This is a genomic window from Kitasatospora xanthocidica (assembly GCF_014656195.1).
GTDB classification, from domain to species: domain Bacteria; phylum Actinomycetota; class Actinomycetes; order Streptomycetales; family Streptomycetaceae; genus Kitasatospora; species Kitasatospora xanthocidica.
Map to the genome: position 1 here is coordinate 40,077 of NZ_BNBY01000001.1, position 20,741 is coordinate 60,817.

17 protein-coding genes and 1 pseudogene are annotated in these 20,741 nt (G+C 70.7%); 15 read left to right on the plus strand and 3 right to left on the minus strand.

From position 1 onward, the window contains the following. The first annotated feature begins 87 nt into the window (after positions 1 to 87). Complete coding sequence (locus tag IE332_RS00200) at positions 88 to 849, plus strand: SDR family oxidoreductase (protein WP_189912979.1); 762 nt, start codon at positions 88 to 90, stop codon at positions 847 to 849. Between the two features lie 67 nt (positions 850 to 916). Beyond that, positions 917 to 3,694: a lysylphosphatidylglycerol synthase transmembrane domain-containing protein gene (locus tag IE332_RS00205; protein WP_189912980.1), complete on the plus strand. Its 2,778-nt coding sequence runs from the start codon at positions 917 to 919 to the stop codon at positions 3,692 to 3,694. A gap of 30 nt (positions 3,695 to 3,724) precedes the next feature. Here IE332_RS00205 and IE332_RS00210 read toward each other — a convergent pair whose 3' ends face one another. Then, positions 3,725 to 3,931, minus strand: coding sequence for a hypothetical protein (locus IE332_RS00210; RefSeq protein ID WP_189912981.1), 207 nt, complete (start codon positions 3,929 to 3,931; stop codon positions 3,725 to 3,727). Positions 3,932 to 4,145: 214 nt separating this feature from the next. On the opposite strand from IE332_RS00210, the gene IE332_RS00215 reads away from it, so the two are divergent. The 13 genes and pseudogenes from IE332_RS00215 (at position 4,146) to IE332_RS00275 (ending at position 18,730) form a co-directional block, all read left to right on the plus strand. Further along, positions 4,146 to 4,616: a carboxymuconolactone decarboxylase family protein gene (locus IE332_RS00215; RefSeq protein WP_189912982.1), complete on the plus strand. Its 471-nt coding sequence runs from the start codon at positions 4,146 to 4,148 to the stop codon at positions 4,614 to 4,616. A 104-nt stretch (positions 4,617 to 4,720) separates the two neighbouring features. Next, positions 4,721 to 5,365, plus strand: a complete 645-nt coding sequence (locus IE332_RS00220) for a class I SAM-dependent methyltransferase (protein WP_189912983.1) — start codon at positions 4,721 to 4,723, stop codon at positions 5,363 to 5,365. Beyond that, entirely contained in the window at positions 5,362 to 5,961 is a 600-nt protein-coding gene (locus tag IE332_RS00225) for a TrmH family RNA methyltransferase (RefSeq protein WP_189912984.1), read from the plus strand. Before IE332_RS00220 ends, IE332_RS00225 begins: the two co-directional genes overlap by 4 nt. A gap of 126 nt (positions 5,962 to 6,087) precedes the next feature. Continuing rightward, positions 6,088 to 6,984: an ABC transporter ATP-binding protein gene (locus IE332_RS00230; protein ID WP_373313658.1), complete on the plus strand. Its 897-nt coding sequence runs from the start codon at positions 6,088 to 6,090 to the stop codon at positions 6,982 to 6,984. Further along, positions 6,978 to 8,663 carry an ABC transporter permease gene (locus tag IE332_RS00235; RefSeq protein WP_189912986.1) on the plus strand — a complete coding sequence of 562 codons (1,686 nt, stop codon included), beginning with the start codon at positions 6,978 to 6,980 and terminating at the stop codon, positions 8,661 to 8,663. Before IE332_RS00230 ends, IE332_RS00235 begins: the two co-directional genes overlap by 7 nt. A 511-nt stretch (positions 8,664 to 9,174) precedes the next feature. Next, positions 9,175 to 9,825 carry a YbaK/EbsC family protein gene (locus IE332_RS00240; RefSeq protein WP_189912987.1) on the plus strand — a complete coding sequence of 217 codons (651 nt, stop codon included), beginning with the start codon at positions 9,175 to 9,177 and terminating at the stop codon, positions 9,823 to 9,825. A gap of 158 nt (positions 9,826 to 9,983) precedes the next feature. Further along, positions 9,984 to 10,787 carry an ABC transporter ATP-binding protein gene (locus IE332_RS00245; protein WP_189912988.1) on the plus strand — a complete coding sequence of 268 codons (804 nt, stop codon included), beginning with the start codon at positions 9,984 to 9,986 and terminating at the stop codon, positions 10,785 to 10,787. Continuing rightward, positions 10,784 to 12,766, plus strand: coding sequence for an FtsX-like permease family protein (locus IE332_RS00250; protein WP_189912989.1), 1,983 nt, complete (start codon positions 10,784 to 10,786; stop codon positions 12,764 to 12,766). Before IE332_RS00245 ends, IE332_RS00250 begins: the two co-directional genes overlap by 4 nt. A 427-nt stretch (positions 12,767 to 13,193) precedes the next feature. Next, the gene (locus IE332_RS41705) at positions 13,194 to 13,328 is read left to right on the plus strand and encodes a hypothetical protein (protein ID WP_268256509.1); all 135 of its coding nucleotides are present in this window, start codon (positions 13,194 to 13,196) and stop codon (positions 13,326 to 13,328) included. 245 nt (positions 13,329 to 13,573) lie between these two features. Then, positions 13,574 to 14,531 (plus strand): annotated as a pseudogene (locus IE332_RS00260) (IS5 family transposase). 299 nt (positions 14,532 to 14,830) lie between these two features. Continuing rightward, positions 14,831 to 15,214: a hypothetical protein gene (locus IE332_RS00265; protein ID WP_189912990.1), complete on the plus strand. Its 384-nt coding sequence runs from the start codon at positions 14,831 to 14,833 to the stop codon at positions 15,212 to 15,214. An 88-nt stretch (positions 15,215 to 15,302) separates the two neighbouring features. Then, positions 15,303 to 16,760, plus strand: coding sequence for an ATP-binding protein (locus tag IE332_RS00270; RefSeq protein ID WP_189912991.1), 1,458 nt, complete (start codon positions 15,303 to 15,305; stop codon positions 16,758 to 16,760). Continuing rightward, complete coding sequence (locus tag IE332_RS00275; RefSeq protein ID WP_189912992.1) at positions 16,757 to 18,730, plus strand: Druantia anti-phage system protein DruA; 1,974 nt, start codon at positions 16,757 to 16,759, stop codon at positions 18,728 to 18,730. The genes IE332_RS00270 and IE332_RS00275 overlap by 4 nt, the downstream gene beginning before the upstream one ends. 143 nt (positions 18,731 to 18,873) lie before the next feature. Here IE332_RS00275 and IE332_RS00280 read toward each other — a convergent pair whose 3' ends face one another. Together IE332_RS00280 and IE332_RS00285 are read right to left on the minus strand one after the other, a co-directional pair. Continuing rightward, on the minus strand, positions 18,874 to 20,046 hold the full coding sequence (locus IE332_RS00280; protein ID WP_189912993.1) for a hypothetical protein: 1,173 nt from the start codon (positions 20,044 to 20,046) through the stop codon (positions 18,874 to 18,876). After that, on the minus strand, positions 20,043 to 20,609 hold the full coding sequence (locus tag IE332_RS00285; RefSeq protein ID WP_189912994.1) for a DUF4365 domain-containing protein: 567 nt from the start codon (positions 20,607 to 20,609) through the stop codon (positions 20,043 to 20,045). The genes IE332_RS00280 and IE332_RS00285 overlap by 4 nt, the downstream gene beginning before the upstream one ends. Positions 20,610 to 20,741: the final 132 nt, after the last annotated feature.

Below are 20,741 nucleotides of genomic sequence, written 5' to 3' on the forward strand. Positions count from 1 at the left end.
GGAAAAGCACAGCCCTGGGTCGGTCGTCGCGGCCCGCGCAGAGTGGTCGACGTCAGCCCGACCACCCACCGCACCCCGGAGCACCCGATGAGCCTCGCCTCCCTCGCCACCCGCACCGCCGTCGTCACCGGAGCCGCCAGCGGCATGGGCGCCGCCACCGCCCGGGCCCTCGCCGCCCAGGGCACCCGGGTCGCCCTGCTCGCCCGCCGCACCGAGCGGCTGGACGCGCTCGCCGCCGAGATCGCCGCCGCGGGCGGCCGGGCGCTCGCCGTCACCACCGACATCACCGACCAGGCCTCCGTGGACGCCGCCGCCGAGGCCGTCCACGACGCGTACGGGCCGGTCGACCTGGTGGTCAACAACGCCGGGGTGATGTTCCCCAACCCGCTCGCCGACGGCCGGATCGACCAGTGGACCCGCATGGTCGACACCAACCTCACCGGCGCCCTGCGGATCGTCCGCGCCTTCACCGCCGACCTCACCGCGGCCGCCGCCGAGGGCCGCACCGCCGACCTGGTCAACGTCTCCTCGATCGCCTCGCACGTGGTCTTCCCCGACTACGCCGTGTACGGCGCCACCAAGGCCGCGCTCACCCAGCTGTCCGCCGCCCTGCGCAGCGAGCTCGGCCCGCGCGACGTCCGGGTCAGCGCGATCGAGCCCGGCCTGACCGGCACCGAGCTCAGCGGGCACGTCGACAACCCGGTGCTCCGCGAGCAGCTCGGCGACATGTTCGCCGCCATCCCGGCCCTCACCGCCGAGGACGTCGCCGACCTCGTCGCCTACACCGTCAGCCGCCCCCGGCACGTCAACCTGCGCCACCTGGTCATCCTGCCGACCCGGCAGGCGTAGGGCCCGGGGGCGCTGAGGCCCGGCGTCCCGGCTCCGCGTCCGGGGGCGGCATGGGAGCATGCCATCCGTGGCGATCGTGACGGGGAGTACGAACGGCGACACCGTCGGGGGCGACCCGGGCGGTGTGCCCGCGCGACGGAACGGCGGCGCGGGGGCGCCGGACAACGGGGTGGGGATGGCGGACAACGGCCCGGCGGGCAGTAGCGGTACGAACGGCGGCTCTGCGGGCAGCAGGGTGGCGGAGACCGGCAGCAGCACCAGCGGTAGCACCGGCATACCCGGGCAGGCCGGCCTCGGCCGGTTCCGGGCCCGCCCGCTGCCCGCCACCGGGCGGCTCCGGCAGCCCGTCGCACTGATCCGGCTGCTCGGCGGCCTGTTCGCCATCGCGCTCACCCTGCTGCTCGCCGACTACGCCCGCGCCACCACCGGCGGCATCGCCGCCGACGTCGCCGAGGCCGCCGGCCTGGTGCCGCGGCCGCTGGCGAGCCTGGCCGGCGGCCTGACCACCGCCGCGGTCCTGCTGCTGCCGGTGGGCCTCGCCGTCCGCCGCCTGCTCGGCCCCGACCGGCGGCGCGCCCTCCAGCAGGTGTCCGACGGGCTGCTCGCCGCCGTCCTCGCGTACGGCGCCACCCTCGGCGTGGACCTGTGGGGCGACGGCCTCGCCCCGCACTCGCTGATCACCGCGCTCACCCAGCCGCTGCCCGGCGACGTCCTCGGACGCACCGAACCGGTCTACGGCTACCTCGCCCCGGTCCTCGCCTTCATGACCGCCTCCGGCAGCCGCGAACGCCGGCTGCCCTGGACCGTCCTCGCCCTCTCCGGCCTCGCCGGACTCGCCGGCGGCTTCGCCACCCCCACCGCCCTGCTGCTCGGCCTGCTGATCGGCTGGACCGGCGCCCACGGCACCCTGTACGCGGTCGGCACCCCCGACCCCTGCCCGCGCGCCGGCGAGATCCTGCGCGCCCTGCGCGACAGCGGCCTGCGCCCGGTCGACGCCCACCCGGCCGGGCCCGACCGCTACCTGGTCCGGCAGGCCGACGGCCTGCCGGAACTCGACGTCCAGCTCCTCGACCGGCAGGCCGTCACCGCCGCCGCCGTCCAGCGGGCCTGGCGCCGGCTGCGCCTGCGCACCGCCCCCGACCCGCGCGTCCTGCGCTCCCCGCACACCGGGCTGGAGCACGAGGCCCTGGTCACGTACGCGGCCCTGGCCGCCGGTGTCCGCACCCGCGCCATCGCCGCCACCGTCGGCCTCGGCCACGACACCGCGCTCATCGCGTACGAGCGGCTGCCGGGCCGCACCCTGGACCAGCTCGCCGACGAGGAGATCACCGACGAGCTGCTCACCGGCGTCTGGGGCCAGCTCGCGCTCCTCCAGCGCCGCGAGATCGCCCACCGCGCCCTCGTCCCCTCCTCCCTCCTGGTGGATGACTCGGGCGCGGTCCACCTGGTCGACTTCGCCGACGGCGACATCGCCGCCACCGAACTCGTGCTGCGCTGCGACATCGCCCAGCTCCTCACCACCCTCGCGCTGCGCACCGGCGCCGCCCGCTCCGTCCGCACCGCCACGGCCGTCCTCGGCCCCGACCCGGTGGGTGCCGCCCTCCCGCTCCTCCAGCCCATCGCCCTCACCCACACCACCCGTCGCGCCCTCAAGCTCCACGCGAAAACGGCCCCCCGCCCCGCCACGGCCGACCCGGCGGCCGCCACCGTCCCCGCGCCCCGCACCGACACCGTCCCCGCGCCCGGCACCGGCACCAGCACCAGCACCAGCACCAGCACCAGCACCAGCGAACGCCCCCGGTCCGGGAGCACCGCCGAACCCCCCACCGCCCCCGTCGGCCTCCTGGAGGAGATCCGGGCCGAGGTGCTGCGGGCGCGGCCGCAGGTGGTGGGGCGGCCGGTGCGGCTGGAGCGGTTGCGGCCGCGGACGCTGCTGGCCGTCGTGGGCGGGGTGGTGGCCGGGTGGCTGCTGATCCCGCAGCTGTTCGCGGCGGAGGACAACCCGGTCTCCGCCCTGGCGGACGCCGACCCCTGGTGGCTGCTGCTGGCGCTGTTCGCGGCGGCGACGAGCCACGTGACGGCCGCGATGGGGTTCGTCGGCTTCGTGCCGGAGCGGCTGGACTTCCGCAACGCGGTGCTGGCGCAGGTGGCCGGGTCGTTCGTGAAGCTGGTGTCGCCCGGCGGGGTCGGCGGCGTGGCGCTGAACACCCGGCTGTTGCAGCGGGCCGGGATCCCGACGGCGCAGGCGCTGTCCAGCGTGGGCGTGGGGACGCTGATCGGGCTGGTGCTGCACCTGCTGCAGCTGGGGGCGTTCGTCTACCTGCTGGACCTGCAGCCGGGCGGCTCCGAGCTGGACGCGCTGCCCGCGGTGGTGGGCGGGCTGGCGGGGGCGGCGGCGCTGCTGGCGGTGGTCTCGGCGATCCCGGTGGCGCGGCGGTGGCTGGCGGCGCGGCTGCGGCCGTTGACGACCGAGGTGCTGCCGCGGCTGCTGGACCTGCTGCGCAGTCCGACCCGGCTGGCGGTCGGGGTGACCGGGCAGCTGCTGGTGTCGATCTGCCTGATCTCGTGCCTGTACTGCTGTGCCCGGGCGATCGGCCGGGAGCCGTCCTTCGCCTCGGTGGCGGTGGTGTTCCTGGTGGGCAACGCGGCGGGCAGCGCGGCGCCGACCCCGGGCGGGGCCGGCGCGGTGGACGGGGCGCTGATCGCGCTGCTGCAGCAGACCGCGTCGATGGAGAAGGGCGGGGCGCTGGCGGCGGTGGCGCTGTACCGGCTGCTGACGCTGATCCTGCCGGTGCTGCCGGGCTGGGCGGCGATGGCCTGGCTGCAGCGCCGCCGGGCGCTCTAGGAACCGGCCCACGGCACGGCGGGCGGCTGGCTACTCCCGGTACTCGTCCTCGTCCAGCTGGACCACCCGGGCCTGTTCCGCCGCGTCCGCGACGTCGGTGGCCGGGTCGGCGCCGAGGGCCCGGCGTTCGGCGACCTCGTCGTACTCGTCGGACTGGGGCGTCTCCTCGCCCGACTCCCCGGACTCGACGGCTTCGGCGGCCTCGTCGATCAGGTAGTCCTCGTGATCCTGCGGCATGGCATCCGTCCTCACTCTTGTTCGGAGGCTCCCACGGGCCCGGTTGGCGGTACTCGCAGTATCCGCCGCGCGGCGCCCGGACGCGACGTGCCGAGCCCGCCCGGGCGTGTTGCCGGGGGCCCCGCTCCGACCGGCCGAGCCCCTTGATTGACCCACGGAACCCGCTCCCGAATGGCCCCTGAGAGGGGTGCACCGCGCCCCTAGGGTCGAAGTCATGACGACGACGAACGAGATCACCGAAGCCCCCGCCCGTCTCGACTACGCCCGCACCGTCCCGAAGGTGTTCCGCGTGATGATCGCCCTGGACGCGGCCGCCCGCGAGGGCGTGGACCCGTCGCTGGTCGAGCTCGTGCAGATGCGCACCTCCCAGCTGAACGGCTGCGCGTACTGCCTGGACATGCACACCAAGGACGCCCGCAAGGCCGGCGAGACCGACGAGCGGATCTACCTGCTGCCGGTCTGGCAGGAGGCCCCGGCCGGGGTGTACAGCGCGCGGGAGCGGGCCGCCCTGGCGCTCGCGGAGGAGATCGCCCGGATCGGCGGCGGGGTCTCGGACGCCGTGTACGCCCGGGCCGCCGCGCACTTCGAGGAGGCCGAGCTGGCGCAACTGATCTCGGTCTGCTTCACCATCAACGCCTGGAACCGGATCAACGTGGCCACCCGCAAGTCCCCCGGCACCGTCTGACCGGAACGGCGGCCCGGCCACCGGGGGTACGATCGGTGCCGTACGAAAGGGCTAACCCACACCCACCCGGTGGCCCCGAAGCCCGAACGAACGACGGGGAACGCATGTCCGGCTCGCACTACTTCACCGGTGCACCCGAGGTCGCCAGCGACCGCCGGCCGATCACGGTCTCCCTGCCGGACCTCACCCTGGAACTGACCACCGACACCGGGGTGTTCTCCCGGGAGCGGCTCGATCCGGGCACCCGGATCCTGCTGGAGCACGCCCCGCCGCCGCGGGTGCGCGGCCCGATCCTGGACGTCGGCTGCGGCTACGGCCCGATCGCGCTGACCTGGGCGAGCCGGCGCAAGCGGCTCCCGGTCTGGGCGGTGGACGTCAACGAGCGCGCCCTGGAGCTGGTGCGGCTGAACGCCGAGGCGCTGCGGCTGGGCAACGTCCAGGCCGCGCTGCCCGACGACGTCCCGGCGGACCTCCGGTTCGCGACGATCTACTCCAACCCGCCGATCCGGATCGGCAAGGCGGCGCTGCGCCGGCTGCTGACGCACTGGCTCGGCCGGCTGACCCCGGACGGCTCGGCGTTCCTCGTGGTGCAGAAGCACCTGGGCTCGGACTCGCTGCAGAAGTGGCTGAACGACCAGGGCTACCCGACGACCCGGGTCGCCTCGGTCAACGGGTTCCGGATTCTGGAAGCGCGGCCCCGCCCCGAGACGGGCGAGGGCTCGGAGAATGGACGAGGTACGACGTCGTGAAGCAGCTGCGCGGGACCGAACTGAAGCGTCTGCACCGCTCCTGGCGGCGCAGCAACGAGTTCCGGCTCGCGATGATCCTGGAGAACCTGCAGTCGCCGTTCAACGTCGGCTCGGTGGTCCGGACCGGTGCGGCGATGGGCGCCGAGAAGCTGTACCTGGCCGGGGACACCCCGTCGGTGCGCTCCTCGGGCGCGCAGAAGGCCGCGATGGGCACCGACAAGTACCTGAAGGTTGAGCACTTCCCGACCATCGCCGAGGCGGTGGCGGCGGCGAAGGCGGACGGCTTCAAGGTGGTCGGCCTGGAGCTGGCGGACGAGGCGGTGCCGATGTTCGCGGCCGCGCTGACCCCGGCGGTGGCCTTCGTGCTCGGGCACGAGGACCGCGGGATCACGCCGGATGCGCTGGCGCTCTGCGACCAGGTGGTGTTCGTGCCGCAGCTGGGCCGGGTCGGCTCGCTGAACGTGTCGGCGGCCGCGACGGTGGCCTGCTACGAGGCGCGCCGCCAGGGGTACGCGATCAGCGGCACCCCGGACGGCGCCCTGGCCGACGACCTGGCCGGGGATCTCGGCGACGACCTCGGGGGCGACGAGGACTGACGAGGGTCGATCACGGGAGGGGTGTGCCGAAAGGCCCACCCCTCCCGCCGTTTCCGCCCGGAAACCCCGCGCATCTCTGCCGAACGGCAGATGTGCGGACGGCCCCCGCCCGGAAGCATTCCGGTCGTGACCGAACTCCGGATCCTCGACCTGACCAAGGAGTACCGCGGCGGCAAGCGCGCGGTGGACTCCTTCTCGCTGACGCTGCGGCCCGGCGTGCTCGGCCTGCTCGGTGCCAACGGCGCCGGCAAGTCGAGCCTGATGCGCGTCCTGGCCACGGTCACCCGGCCCACCTCCGGCCGGGTGCTGTGGGAGGGCGTCGACACCGCCCGCGACCCCGGGCCGCTGCGCCGTGCCGTCGGCTACCTCCCGCAGGACTTCGGCGTCTACCCGCAGCTCACGGCGCGCGAGTTCCTCGACTACCTGGCCGCCGCCAAGGGGATGCGGCGGCGCTCCGCGAAGGCCCGGATCGACGAACTGCTCGACCTGGTCAACCTGTCGGGCGCGGCCGGGCAGCGGCTCGGGGCGATGTCCGGCGGGATGCGCCAGCGGGTCGGCATCGCCCAGGCGCTGCTCAACGACCCGGCGCTGCTGATCGTCGACGAGCCGACGGTCGGGCTGGACCCGGAGGAGCGGCTGCGCTTCGGCAGCCTGCTGAGCGGGCTCGGCGCCGACCGGATCGTGGTGCTGTCCACCCACATCGTCCCGGACGTGGCCGCCACCGCCGACCGGATCGCCGTCATGGGGCACGGCCGGCTGCTGCACCACGGCACCCCGGAGGAGCTGCTGCGGCACGCCGAGGGCTCGGTCTGGGAGCTGACCGTCGGGGCCGACCGGCTCCCCGCGCTGCGCTCGCGGTTCCTGCTCGGCGGCACCACCCGCACCCCGCAGGGGGTCCGGGCCCGAGTGCTGTCCCGGGCCCGGCCCGCACCGGAGGCCCGGCCCGTCCCGCCCCGGCTGGACGACGCGTACCTGCTGCTCACCGCCGCGCCGGCGGCGGCCGAGGAGGTGGCGGCATGGTGACGCGCATCGGGGCGCTCGCCCTGGCCGACTTCCGGGAGCGCCGGCGGCGGCCCGGCTACCTGGTCGTGCTGCTCGGCACGCTCGCCCTCGGGCTGCTGGCCGCGCCGATCGGCGAATCCCGCTGGCAGGTCTTCCAGGTGACGGACCTGCACGGCCGCTACACCAGCGGCTACGTGGGGACGGTGACGGCGCTCGGCGGCGCGGTCTGGCTCTCGCTGGCCGGCTTCGGCGTCGCGCGCGGGGCGATCCCCCGGGACAAGCGGAGCGGCGTCGGCCAGGTGCTCGCCGCCACCCCGATGAGCCGAATCGCCTACCTGGCGGGCAAGTTCGGCAGCAACCTGCTGCTGTTCGGCTCGATGCTGCTCGCCCTGGCCGGCACGGCGCTCGCGGTGCAGCTGCTCAAGGGCGACTCGGGCCACGTGGACGCGGTGCGGCTGCTGCTGCCGTACGTCCTGATCACCCTGCCGCTGCTGGCGGTGGTGGCCGGGTGCGCGGTGCTCTTCGACACCCTGCCCGGGCTGCGCGGCGGGCTGGGGGCCACCGTCTGGTTCGCGGTCTGGCTGGTCCTCGTCCTGGGGGCGCAGACGAGCGACGGCCTGGACGTGCTGGGCATGCGCCGGATCACCGCGTCGATCCGGGAGGTGCTCGCGGCGGGCGGCCGGCCCACGGACGGCGTGGAGTTCGGGGTCGGGCTGACGGCGGACGACCGGGTGCTCGGCACCTTCGACTGGCCCGGTCTCGGGCCGGGCAAGGCGGGCGGTCCGGCCGCGACGGGGGCGCTGCTGACGGCCGTCGCGGTCGGGCTCGCCCTGCTCGGGTCGCTGTGGTTCCGGCGCTTCGACGGGGCGTCCACGCGCCCGGGTACGACGAGGCTCCGCCCGGGCGGAACGGGGGTACGCCCGGGCGGAACGGGGGTACCCCCAGGCGGAACGGGGGTACGCCCGGGCGGACGGACCGAAGGGGCCGACCGGGAGGTGGCCGGGGCGGGCGCGGCACCGGAGAGCGGCCCCGCCGCCTTCGCCGCGGCCCCGGCCCGGCTGACCTCGGCCCAGGCGACCTCGGCCCGGCTGGCCCCGGCCCACCGGGGCGGCACGGTGCTCGCCGCGCTCGCCGGTGAGCTACGGATCCTGGTCCAGGGGTGGTGGTTGTGGTGGGCCGGGGCCGCGGCGATCTCGGCGGTGGCACTGAGCGTGGCACCGGCCGGGCCGAGCCACGCGGTACTGCCGTTCGCGATGCTCTGGCCGATGCTGCTCTGGTCCCGGATGGGCCACCGGGCGGGCGGCGGCAGCATCGAGGAGCTGCTCGGCGCCTGCCCCTCCCCGCTCCGCCGCGGGCTGGCCGCGCTGCTCGCCGGGATCGTCCCGGCACTGGCGGTGGTGGCCGGGTCCGTGGTCCGGCTGCTCGGCGCCGGGGAGCACCGGGCCGCCGCGGGCGCCCTGGCCGGGGCCCTGCTGATCCCCGCCCTGGCCCTGCTCTGCGGCACCGTCACCCGCGGGCCCCGGCTGTTCCAGACCCTCTACCCGCTGCTCTGGTACGGGATGATCAACCACGTCGGCGGCCTGGACTTCCTCGGTGTCACCGGGCAGCGCGCCCCGGCCCCGGCAGCGGTCGCCGGCCTCGCCGCCGCCCTGGCCCTGGCCTCGCTCGCCCTGGGGGCGATACGCCACGCCACCCGCTGAGCCGGCAGGCCGAGCGGCCGCCGTGGTCGGCGCCGCCCGGCCACCCGGTGCCGACCACCCGTCACCGGCCAGGGCCGGCCTCAGCCCGGCTTCCCGGCCATCGGCAACATCGTCGGCAAGCTCGGCCCCGCCCCCACCGACACCGACGGACCGTCGCGTGCCGGCCGTCCTCGCCCACCTCGGCGAGTAGCCGGCGACGGGCCCCCGAGCCCCCCGCCCCGGAGCACAAAGCTGCCGGTCAACCGGCAGATCGGGCCCGGCCGGAGCCCGGAACCCCGGAGTACGATGGCCCGGTCCCGGAGGCGCCGAAGGTACGAGAGCGCGCGCGGGCCCGACCCTTGCCGAAGCCGAAGCGATCCTCTCGGCGCGAGGGCGGGCAGGGCCGCGCGCACCCCGGGACCGTCAACCGCACCACAGCACCAGGCAAGGCCCAGAACGACGGCCCGTCGTGCTGCGCAGGCAGGGCGGGGGGCCGTTCCACGCCCCGATGCCCGTCTGTGAGGACGCACCCATGACCCCTGCCCTGTCCACCACGAGCCCGGCCACCGGCGGACGCCCGACCGGGATCGCCGACTCCTCCGGCTGCTCTCCTTCCTTCGACTCCTCCAACTCCTCCAACTCCTCCAACTCCTCCGACTCCTCCCGTCCCTCCCGCCCCTCCGACGCCGAATTCACCGAACTCTCCACCTACAGCCGCCTGTTGGACCTGCTGGCGACGACTCCCGCCGCCTACCGGACGATCTGCCACGTGCCGGAGGGGAACACCGCCCTCGCCAGCGAACTGCGCGGCCACCCGCTGGAGCAGGCCGCCAAGTCCATCGTGATCCGGGCCAAACGCACCAAGCAGGACGGCGGCGGCCGGTACGCGCTCGCCGTGGTGCCGGGTGACCGCCGGGTCGACCTCGACGCCGTCGGCCGGGCCCTCGGGTCCAACCGGGTCGGCTTCGCCGACCGCACCACCGCCGAGCGGCTGAGCGGCTGCGTGAGCGGCTCGATCATCCCGTTCTCATTCCACCCCGATCTCGAACTCCTCGTCGACCACGACCTGTTGGCGCATAGCCATCTCTATTTCAACGCGGCGAGACTCGATCGCTCCATCGAGCTGTGCACGGCCGTCTACCGGACGCTGGCACAGCCGCAGGTGCTCGCCATCGCCGCCTAGCCCCTCCCCTCCCTCCCCGCCCCTCCGCCCCCTCCCCTCCACCCCGGCCCGGGAACCGCCCTGGGCCGGGGCACGGTCCAGCCCCGCCGGGTCGTCATTCCGCTGCCGCCGAAACCGGATTCCGCGACCGTGGGCGACCTGGTAGGAAGTGGATCATCATGAACGACAACGATGTAGTAAGACTGGAACAGGTCACCCGCACCTACGGGACCGGCCAGAACACCGTCACCGCCCTCGCCGGAGTCACCCTCGGATTCGCCCGCGGCAGCTTCACCGCCGTCATGGGCCCGTCCGGCTCGGGCAAGAGCACCCTGCTCCAGTGCGCCGCCGGACTCGACCGCCCGGACTCCGGCACCGTCGTCGTCAACGGCGTCGACCTCGGCGGCCTCGACGAGAACGCCCTGACCGAACTGCGCCGCGAACGCCTGGGCTTCGTCTTCCAGGCCTTCAACCTGCTCGGCGCCCTGACCGCCGAGCAGAACGTCGGCCTGCCGCTGCGCCTGGCCGGCCGCAGGCCCGACCCCGCGCGGGTCCGGGAGGCCCTGGCCCAGGTGGGCCTCGGCGAGCGGACCGGCCACCTGCCCTCCCAGCTGTCCGGCGGCCAGCAGCAGCGGGTGGCGATCGCCCGGGCCCTGATCGCCGCCCCCGAGGTGCTCTTCGCCGACGAGCCCACCGGCGCCCTGGACAGTTCCAGCAGCCGCGAGGTGCTCACCCTGCTCCGCTCCCTCGTCGACCGACAGGGTCAGAGCACCATCATGGTCACCCACGACCCGGTCGCCGCCTCCTACGCCGACACCGTGCTCTTCCTCGCCGACGGCCGGGTCGTCGACCGGCTGGCCGACCCGGACCCGCAGACCGTCGCCGCCCGGATGACCGCCCTGGAGTCCGCCCGCGACGAAGCCGCTCGCGAAGAAGCCGCCGGCGAAGAAGGCCCCGACCGGGTCGTGGGTGACCCCAGATGACCGTCTATCGTCTGCTCCTCCCGATCGCCGCCGCCTCGATGCGCCGCCGCTGGCCGGCCTTCGTCGGCTCCTTCGTCGCCCTCGCCCTCGGCGTCGCGGTGATGTCCGCCGCCGGGGTGCTGCTCAACACCACGATGGGCGAGGACTCGCTGCCCGGCGCGCCCTCGCTGCACAAGCTGGTGAGCTTCATGGCCGCCATGGCCGGGTTCGTCTCGGTCTTCGTGGTCTCCTCGACCTTCGCCTTCGCCGTCGCCCAGCGCCGCCAGGAGACGGCGATGCTGCGCGCGGTCGGCGCGACCCCGCGTCAGGTCCGGGCGCTGGTCCTCGGCGAGGCCCTGGTGGTGGCGCTGGTCGCCGCCGTGGCGGGCTGCGTGATCGGCCTGGCCGTCGCCCCGGCGATCGCCGCCTGGCTGGTCGACCGGGGCGCCGCGCCGGCCGGCTTCCACTCCGAGCCTGCCGTGCTGCCGCTGCTGCTCGCCGCCTCGGGCGGCCTCCTCGTCGCCCTGCTCGGCGCCTACGCGGCCTCCCGCCGGGCCGGCCGGGTGCGTCCGGTGGAGGCGCTCGACGAGGTCGCGGTCGACCGGAAGGTGATGCCGGTCTCCCGCTGGGTGGCGGCGGTGCTGTTCCTCGGCGTCTTCGGCTACACCCTGTCGACCTTCATCTCGATGCCCGCCTCGATGATGGCCGACCCGCAGTCCCGCGATCCGGAGACCACCCCGCAGTGGGCCCTGCTCTTCGATGTGATGGCGGTGCTCGCCGGCGGGCTGATCGCCCCGGTGCTGGTGCCCCCGCTGGTGCGCCTGTTCACCTCGGTCGTCCCGCTGCTGCCCGGCGCGGCCGGGCTGATCGCCCGGCAGAACGCCCTCGCCGCGATCCGCCGCACCGTCTCCACCGCGACGCCGGTCTTCCTGGTGATCGGCCTGGCCGGCTCGGTGGTCGGCGGCACGGCGGCCTTCAGCGACGCGATGGCCGCCCAGGGCCGCGCCGCCCTGAAGGCCGGCTACGTGGTCGAACCGTCCGACGGCCGTGCCGTGCCCGCCGACGCCCTCCGGAGCCTCGCCGCCCTGCCGGGCGCCCGGCTGACCACCGCGTCGACCGTACGCTTCGACGGCCTGGCGACCCCCGACCAGCAGCCCGCACCCGGCCGCCCCACCGACCTGCCGATCCCGGAGGACGGCCTCGCCGTCGACGGCGACCTGCGCGACTCCTGGAACCTGACCGCCGAGGCCGGCTCGCTCGCGGACCTGCACGGCAGGACGGTCGCGGTCTCCACCGACCTGGCCCGGGTCTTCGGCTGGCACGTCGGCGACACCCTGACCGCCCGCCTGCCGGACGGCACCCGGGAACCGCTGCGCCTGGTCGCCCAGGTCGGCCACCTGCTGCCGCACCTCCCGGAGATCGTCGTCCCCCGCGAGGCGCTCCCCGGCCCGAGCGCCGTCTCGATCGCCTACCTGTCCACCGACGCGGACCCCGCGCAGGTCACGGCCGCCCTGAACGGCACCACGGCCCGCGCCACCACGGGCACCGCCTGGATCGGCGCGCGCAACGACCGGTCCACCGACAACGGCTGGATCGCGATGCTGGCGATCCTCGGCCCGGCCCTGCTCTACGCGCTGCTCGCGATCGTCAACACGATGATGATGTCCACCGGAGACCGCCTGCGGGACTTCGCCACCCTCCGCCTCACCGGCGGCACCCGCCGCCAGGTCCTCCGCGTGGTCGCCGTCGAAACCCTGCTGGTCGTCGCCACCGCGGCCGCCCTCGGACTGCTCGTCACCCTGGTCACCCAGTACGCGACGGTCCTGCTGATCGAGAACCGCATCCTCGACGCCACCCGCTCGGCGGCCCTCGACCTGCCCTGGACCACCCTCGCCGGCACCACCGCGATCTGCCTGCTCCTCGCCCTCCTCTCCAGCCTCCTCCCCGCCCGCCTCGCCCTCCGCACCCGCCCCCTCGACCTCGCCACCACCCGCCCCTGACCCCACCACCCCACCCGGCCCCGCTCCCCCACCCGGCAGCGGGGCCGGCCTCGTCTCCCCCAGCCCGAAAACACCAAAAAGCCCAGGTCAGAAACGATCTGACCTGGGCTTTCAAACTGAGCCGCCTGCGGGATTCGAACCCGCGACCTACGCATTACGAGACGATAAGCGATCGTGTTGCCTGGTTCTGCCTCGTGCTCCGCAGTGCCGTTTTGCCTGATCAGGGCACGTGCGGCTGTTCAGCCTCGTCCACCTGGTGTTACCTCGTCCAAAGGCGTCCGGCCGCACACCGGCCGCACATGGCTGAACCAGACGCACCAGCCCGGCCGCAACCGGGGCTGTAGGTGCTCCACAACGGACAGCAACGACAGCGTGGCGGTCTCGCATCGGCTGCTTCCCTGCCCAACTCACTGAGTCGGGCGGAGTCGTGCCCCTGCGGCACTACATCGCCTACCGCTGGCTGCAGAACGTGGCCAGCGCGATCTTCCAGCCGCCGGCGTCGCACCAGGCGATCCTGCTGTGCCTGCGACTGGACCCGGACACAATGGAGTTGAAGGGTTGAAGGAAGGCTTCACGCGCGACATGCGCGAGATCGGGCGACCAGGGACCTGGAAGTGGGGATCGCCTCGGCGCCGGACTTGGAGAAGGTGGTGCCGTTGACCAGCGGGCGGTCCAGGCAGCCTGACGAAAGCACTAGGCGCGTATTTGATTGTGATCATTCTGGGAAGTTGACCTCGCGGCGCGGTCTGGTCCGGTAGACCGTGTTCCGTGACGCGAGTGCAACTTTCAGATTCGGAGTGAGAGTTCATCGAGCCGTACCTGCCGATCGGCGAGTACGGCCCGTACCCCGAACAACTGCGCCGGCAGTTCGAAGGGGTGATCTGGCACTTCAAGACCGGCAGTCAGTGACATGAGACGCCCCGGGAGTTCGGTGCCTGGTCGACCGTCCACAACCGGTTCCGGCAGTGGAGGGACGCCGGCGTCTTCGAGGCCCTGCTGGAGGGTACGATCGCGGAAGCCGCCAAGCGCGGAGAGGTGGACCTGTCCCTGGTCAGTGTGGACTCCACCACCGTCCGGGCCCATCACGACGCTGCGGGGATGCACCTGGACGCCGATGCCCTTGCCGCCTTGGAGAAAGCCGCCGAGGAGGCGGACAAGGCCCGGCAAAAGGGGGCGGCCCGCAGGAACAAGACGGACGTCACGACCCGGAACGCGAAGAGCGGCGACGCATCCGACGTCGCCGCAAGCTCCGTCTGAAGGCAGCTCTGCTCGGACGCTCCAGAGGCGGGCAGACCAGCAAGGTCCACATTGCCGGCGAGCGAAAGTGCCGCCCGCTGGCCTTCGTCCTGACCGAGGGCCAGGCCGCCGACAGCCCGCAGTTCATCACCGTGCTGGGGAAGATCCGTGTCCGCGGGCCCGTCGGCCGTCCTCGCACCCGGCCCGACGCGGTCGCCGGAGACAAGGCCTACTCGTCGCGCGGCAACCGCTCCCACCTGCGCAAACGCGGCATCAAGGCCGTCATCCCGGAGAAGGTCGACCAGGCCGCCAACCGCAGGAAGAAGGGCAGCAGGGGCGGCCGACCCGTCAGCCATGACGACGAGCTCTACAAGGACCGGAACACCGTCGAGCGCCTGATCAACAAGATGAAGGCCTGGCGAGGCATAGCCACGCGCTATGACAAGACCCCCCGACGAGCTACCTCGCCGGCCTCCATCTTCGCGGCGCGATGATCTGGATCAAGGACCTCACCAGAGCCGCCACTTGATCACGACCAAATACGCGCCCTAGGCGGCTGGAGCTTCATGCTCTAGCCACCCCCGTGCCTCTGTGGCCCCCGGCGCCGGCTGCCCGTGGTTCTCACCTCACGCCTCCGGCCCGGCGAGGGTGAAAGTCGTCCTGGGTCAGCTCGGCAGCTCCGCGTAGTTCGAGGAGAGTCACACAGCGCGGCGACACGTGTGAGCACCCCTTGATATCCTCGGCACCAACATGCAATATGCCCGAGTTGCCCCACTCTGCCGGATAGGAGTGGCGCACGCCCCCTTCGTCTTCAGTCATGATGCTCACATGGCCACCATCCAATCCGCAGCCGAGATCACGCCTCTTTTGGACCGCATCAAGGGGCAGAAGATCGCCGTGCTCCAGGTGCTCGGCATCAACTCGTTGAAGTCTCTCTCACCATCTCCGGAGGCGCTCGTGGGTGAGGCGGTGACTGCGGCGGACATCGTCGAGCGGATCATCAGCATCAACACCGCCAGCCACATCATCTCGTTCGATCTCCAGCGGACCGGTCGTGTTGTCTTGCTCGAGGCTGCGGAGCCCTATCGGTTGGTTGTCGGGGCCGTCCGCCCTACCGTGCGCCTGCTCATGAGTGATGGATCAGGCCTGGACCTCACCGAACCCGCCAAGACGAAGCGGATCACGGTCACGATCGCAGCCCGGTCTGAATGACCTTGCCGCAACGGAACGATCAACTTCCCAGGCGGCATCGATGCAGCTACTCTCGACGCAGGGACTTGAGCACGTCATCGGGAGAGGCATGGCCCAGCAGAACCACCGCAAGGACGACCTCCTGGTCTCCTACAACTTCATCCGCGCAGTCCGAGAGTCGGGCTACGTCAGCCTCTCGACAGCCCTGGCTGAACTCGTCGACAACTCCCTCCAGGCGGCCGCCACGGAGGTCGCGGTCACAATCGCGCGCCCCGTGGCAGGCGGCCTCCCGGAGATCCGGGTCGAGGACAACGGGGAAGGCATGTCGCGCTCAGAGATCGAGGCGTGCCTCCGTTTCGGCGGTTCATCGCGCTTCGACGAGCGGCAGTCGTTCGGTCGGTTCGGAATGGGCCTGCCGGCTGCATCCCTTAGTCAGGCACGACGGGTCGAGGTGACCTCCTGGCAGAACGGCAAGGCGGCAAACCAGGTCTCCTTGGACGTTGATGCGATCGTCGCAGGAGCTCCGGTTGACCTTCGCGCCCGCCGCCGGACTGGTGGCACCACGGGATCGGGCTGCCTGGTGGTCTGGCAAAACTGTGACCGCATCGAGTATCGGCGCCTCGCTTGGCTCGAACGCGCCTTGCGCCGCGACCTCGGACGTATGTACCGACGGTTCCTGAGCAACGGCGCCCTCACCATGACCATCAACGGGAAGCGAGTCGATCCGGTCGACCCCCTGCTCCTCACGGCCAACGTTGAGGGGCATAGCGCGCGTCTGGCCTTCGAGCCGCTCCGCTACGAACTCGCGTCGTCATCGGGCGAGACCGCCTTCGTGACAGTTCGGTTCGCCATGCTGCCGGTTCACCGCTGGCATCATCTCGACAACGTGACCAAGCGACGCGTCGGCATCGTGGGCGGCGCTGGCGTCTCCATTCTCCGCGCCGGTCGCGAGATCGCAAGCGGCTGGCACCTCATGGGCGGGAAGCGCAAGGAGAATTATGACGACTGGTGGCGCTGCGAGATCGAGTTCGATCCTGTGCTCGATGAGCACTTCGGCATCACTATCAACAAGCAGGGCATCCGGCCTTCCCAGGTTCTCCAGGATGCCCTCGGGCCGGAGTTGGAGTCGATTGCCCGGCTGTTGAACTCTCGCGCACGTCAGGCGTTCGAGGAGGTCAAGTTTCGAGCGGCGACGGAGACGTCGTGCCGGATTGCCGAGGCCGCCGATGTCGACCTGCCCGTGATCCGGAGAGCGGGAAGGGGGTCAGGCGCTTTGTCCTACCGGATCGGGTCACAGCAACTCCCAGTCGGGACTATGTTCACCTCGGCTCTGAAGCGGCGCACGCTCGACCTGACGCTGAACGTTGATCATCCTGCTTTTGCCGCGCTCTACCACCCGCTGCAGACGCTGAGCGACGAGGCGGCCGGAGAACTGCGCGTCGCCCTCGAACTCTTCCTCTTGTCCCTTGCTCGCACCACAACGCTCCTGGGTCGCGATGGCCAGGACTGCGATGCTCTCCTGCAACTTTGGAGCAGGACCTACGGACGGATGCTCCAGAAGTCATGAAAGAAAAGTCCGCGCTCATTCGCCTCCGCCTGCCGGACGACGCCTCTCGCCCGGAACACCAAGGCTTCACCCGCCTCTGTGCCTTGCTGGCGACCGCTGTTACCGACGGCAGGGACGTGGGTGACCATGAACATTGGATCCGAGCCGCCAAGGTCACGAGACTCTATGAGCGGCCTATGCTCGCGGCGGCCGCTCACTGCGTCATCGACCTCGTGGACCAGGGCTGGACGGTCAAGATGGACGGGTCCACAGCGGTCTTCGCGCCCCCGTCTGCACACGGCGACCGCGAGACAGAGAAAGCCCGGATCCGACGCCAGGAACTCCTCCGTCGCGATGAACAACTCTGCAGGAGTAGCGTTCGACGATTCGTCGAGGGTATGGAGCGCACCCACGAGCACGGCGGTCGGCTGGTCTCCGTTTTCGACCTGATGCGAGATGGCCGTGAGTTGGCGACCGCTCTTCAGGGCGCGACCACGGCCGCGGACGCCATCAAACCCTATGTCCAGATCGTCGATTCCTCGACATGCGAAAGGACCGGATTCAAGCTCCACGACATCTGGCGCTACTTCCGCCATACGTGGTCCAACGCCTACGCCACCGTCCCTGGCCGCTCGATGCCAATCTTGATCCGAGATGCCGCAACCGAATTTCATACCGTGATTGGATTGGCCGCGATCTCCAGTCCGATCGTGCAGATCGCCCAACGCGATCACTGGATGGGCTGGGAAACCGATCAGTTCCTTGAGCATCTGCGCGCTGAGCCCACCGACAATGCCGCTTCATGGCTTGCCCAGCGGATCGAGGCTCAGCGGAGCGAGATCTACGTCGATGACCTCCTGCGTGACGACGTTCTCCAACCCACCGATCTGACAATGCCCACCCCAGAGACTATCGCTGCGCTGCGACAAGATGCCGACCGACATCACAAGAGGCATCACCAGACCAGCACGATCCGTGAGATTCGCAGCATCGGGCGCGACGCGTGGGTGGAGCGCGCCAAGACCGACCTGTTTCGCAGCAAGCGCTCAGCAGCACTCGCTGACGCGCTGGAAATCGGAACTTTGCTCGGGTCTTACCTGTCTCCGCCCACGGCTGAGGGGCTCGCTAAGGCTTTCTCAGATCCCAAGGCCCGTACACAAATGCGTCGTGTGGTCCGTCGCGCGCGAGGAGAGCGAGTCGGCACCGTCATCGCCGACCTCACTGTCTGCGGCGCCGTGGCGCCCTACAGTGCCCTGGCCGCGGGCAAACTCGTGGGCGCTTTGGCTGTCTCCCCTCCCGTGCTCGCGGCATACCGCGAGAAGTACGCGCGACCGAGTGAGATCGCATCCGCGATGGCCGGCCGTCCGATTATGCGCGAGGCCCGACTCTCCTTTGTCGGAACCACCTCCCTGTACGGCACTGGGTCAAGCCAGTACAACCGGCTGTTCTGGCCGGCCGAGGTCATGGGGGGCGACAGCGCCACCCGGATGGGCTTCCACGAACTTGGCCGTTCACGCTCGTTCGGAACCTCCCACTTTTCCGAGGAGACAGTCGACGCCCTCACCCGGCTGCCGGCACTGCGTGGCTCGCTCGTCCGCGTGAACAGCCTCTTCGGAGAAGGTGTCAGCCCTCGGCTGCGCAAGGTCCGGCTGGGGCTCGCGGCGCTCGAATGGCCTGCCAATGAACTCCTCCGGCACGGCCGGGAACGCATCCTCTACGGTGTTCCGCTGGTAAAGAACCTCCGTGACTACTCACTAGGTGTCGACCGAGAACCGCAGTACCTGTTGGATCCAGAACTGCCAGAGGCTGACGCCAAGGTCGCCGAATGGTGGCTCGAGCGCTGGTGCCGGCCGCGGGCAAGGCGCAACGAAGTCCTGGAGTCCATGCGTGCGCACCGGCTGGTCCGCCCGATTGAGCACGGTGCCCGCGTGCCGCTGCCTTCCAGAGAGGTAGAACTGCCTGTCGGCGAGGGGATGCTCCCGCTCGCCTAGCACGCGCCCAAGCGCCAGTGCAGATAGCCCACGTCGCTGGCTGCTGCACCCAGAGATCTAAGGGTGCGGCAACCAGCGGCAATGGCGCACTGGCACGGTGAATGCGTCTATCTGGCATCCTAGGGACAAAGCACGCGCCAGACTTATGCTCCGCCGAGATCCGGAGCCGAATAGCCTGAAATGTGACGCAGGAAACTCGAATCAACCACGATGTCGCCCTTCAGGCGCCATGCACGGCGCTCGTAAATCAGGTCCCCGGTCACCATGAAGGGGATTTTGCGCTCGTATGACATGATGGCCCAGCCGTGATTCTCTCCGGTCAGAGGAACCTGAACTCGCAGGGACTTTCCATCCACCTCCGCCACAACGGTAACGACCGCAGCCTCGTCACCACTGGGCATGGAGTCGTCTCGCGATAGCGATTTAACGAGTCCAACGAGTGTTTCTCGCCGGGCGGGCTCATCTCTCTGAATGAGCCTCTCTCGGATATGAGGAAATTCGCCAATCAAGTCCCGGCCGAACATAATAGTCGCCAGCCCGACATCCGGCTTTCGTTCTGCCGCAGCCCACTCGAATGACAAATCCAGTGAATTGAGATGGTCCGGCGCCGACAAGTCTTCGAGCGACTCAACCAGGTCCACACTAAGCCCCGAATCGCCCGCAGAGGCAAGCGATTGATGCCTCCCGGCTTGCGCCAACAGTCTCGTAGTTTCCAGGCCTCTCGCCAGAGTCTCCATTACTCGTCGGGGGAACGTAATCGTCGATTCCTCGGCGTCACCCAGGCGCGTCACCACGGTGAACACAAAACTGCCCTGCTTGGTGTGGCCGAGCCGTACAGCCCGATCTAGGAATTCCCCTACCGCTGGCGGCCGGCGCCCCTTGTGCGGGTGATTGGGGTCCGCTGCTGTCGTAGCCGACGCCTTCATCATCTTGTGGATCCCGTGCAGTGTCCTTTCGGCCTGCCTGAAGGGGATCGTGCCGTCGGTCATGTGCTGGTCGAGGCGAACGAAGAACAGATCTGCACGGGTTGCCAGGACATGCTCGAGAAGTTGACCTGCGTCCCAGTCATGAATGTGCGCCAGCGATTCCAGTGCATCGATGAACCGTGGTGTGAAGTCAACGTATTCCGTGGCCAGGGGGATCATAACCCGCGGTGCCCTCAGAAGTGGACCATCCGACCGATAGCGCCAGACTTCACGGACTTTAGCCTGACGCAGTTCCAATTCCCAGTCTCGAGAAGCGAGAAACTGAGACACTGCCGCCGGAGTCAGCGCGGACGCGACCTCGCGATACGTGTCAAATTCCGTCCGGCTCACCTCTGCCCCTCCTCTGCATCGCCAATGGACTTCATAATGCCCCGAAGCTGATCAACAGTGAACAGGTTCCGACGCGGCAGATGGACCGTGTGGTAGTCCTTGATTGGTCCGTCATGTCTCAGATTTTCGGCCGATTCCCAGAACATGCGGCTACGCGTGAACAGTCCCCAGTCGTCTACGTTAAGCCACGGCTCTGGCTCACGGGGAATCAGGAGCACGCCAAGGTATGCCGGAATAAATCGCTTGCCGCGCGTTAGCTTCCGGAATGGCTTCGCCTTCATCCGCCAAGTCATGCTGTCGTCTTTGAGAAGACTTTCTTGATGGGTGCACTTCAGCTGAAGCTCGAATTGAGGACCGTAGTACCCATGGTATTCGCACGAAGAGACGATTGTAATGTCGACGCCTTCGTAATCAGTCTCGTGAGGTTTGATGGAACATCCGGCCGCATAGGCGATCATTCGCGTGAACGAAACGCTAAAGTGTTCCTGTAGTGCGGTTATGGGCACCTGGCCTTCCGCAAGGTCGTCTTCACCCATCTGGTCTCCGCTGGCGTCTGTTGACATATACCCCCTCCTGGCTTCTCGTGGCGGCCGACGCTGTCGCTCTGATTGCCACTCTTCGACGCGTACCGTGCTGTAGCCGCAGAAGGCCCGCCGCCGGAGTGCGGTGGGGCGGCGGGCCGTTGTCCGCTCTCG

Bases quoted from the DNA above. Each gene is read 5' to 3' on its own strand.
- IE332_RS00200 (WP_189912979.1), top strand. From the start codon at position 88: ATGAGCCTCGCCTCCCTCGCCACCCGCACCGCCGTCGTCACCGGAGCC.
- IE332_RS00275 (WP_189912992.1), top strand. From the start codon at position 16,757: ATGAAAGAAAAGTCCGCGCTCATTCGCCTCCGCCTGCCGGACGACGCC.
- IE332_RS00245 (WP_189912988.1), top strand. From the start codon at position 9,984: ATGAACGACAACGATGTAGTAAGACTGGAACAGGTCACCCGCACCTAC.
- IE332_RS00270 (WP_189912991.1), top strand. From the start codon at position 15,303: ATGGCCCAGCAGAACCACCGCAAGGACGACCTCCTGGTCTCCTACAAC.
- IE332_RS00235 (WP_189912986.1), top strand. From the start codon at position 6,978: ATGGTGACGCGCATCGGGGCGCTCGCCCTGGCCGACTTCCGGGAGCGC.
- IE332_RS00210 (WP_189912981.1), bottom strand. From the start codon at position 3,931: ATGCCGCAGGATCACGAGGACTACCTGATCGACGAGGCCGCCGAAGCC.
- IE332_RS00265 (WP_189912990.1), top strand. From the start codon at position 14,831: ATGGCCACCATCCAATCCGCAGCCGAGATCACGCCTCTTTTGGACCGC.
- IE332_RS00220 (WP_189912983.1), top strand. From the start codon at position 4,721: ATGTCCGGCTCGCACTACTTCACCGGTGCACCCGAGGTCGCCAGCGAC.
- IE332_RS00250 (WP_189912989.1), top strand. From the start codon at position 10,784: ATGACCGTCTATCGTCTGCTCCTCCCGATCGCCGCCGCCTCGATGCGC.
- IE332_RS00215 (WP_189912982.1), top strand. From the start codon at position 4,146: ATGACGACGACGAACGAGATCACCGAAGCCCCCGCCCGTCTCGACTAC.
- IE332_RS00240 (WP_189912987.1), top strand. From the start codon at position 9,175: ATGACCCCTGCCCTGTCCACCACGAGCCCGGCCACCGGCGGACGCCCG.
- IE332_RS00285 (WP_189912994.1), bottom strand. From the start codon at position 20,609: ATGTCAACAGACGCCAGCGGAGACCAGATGGGTGAAGACGACCTTGCG.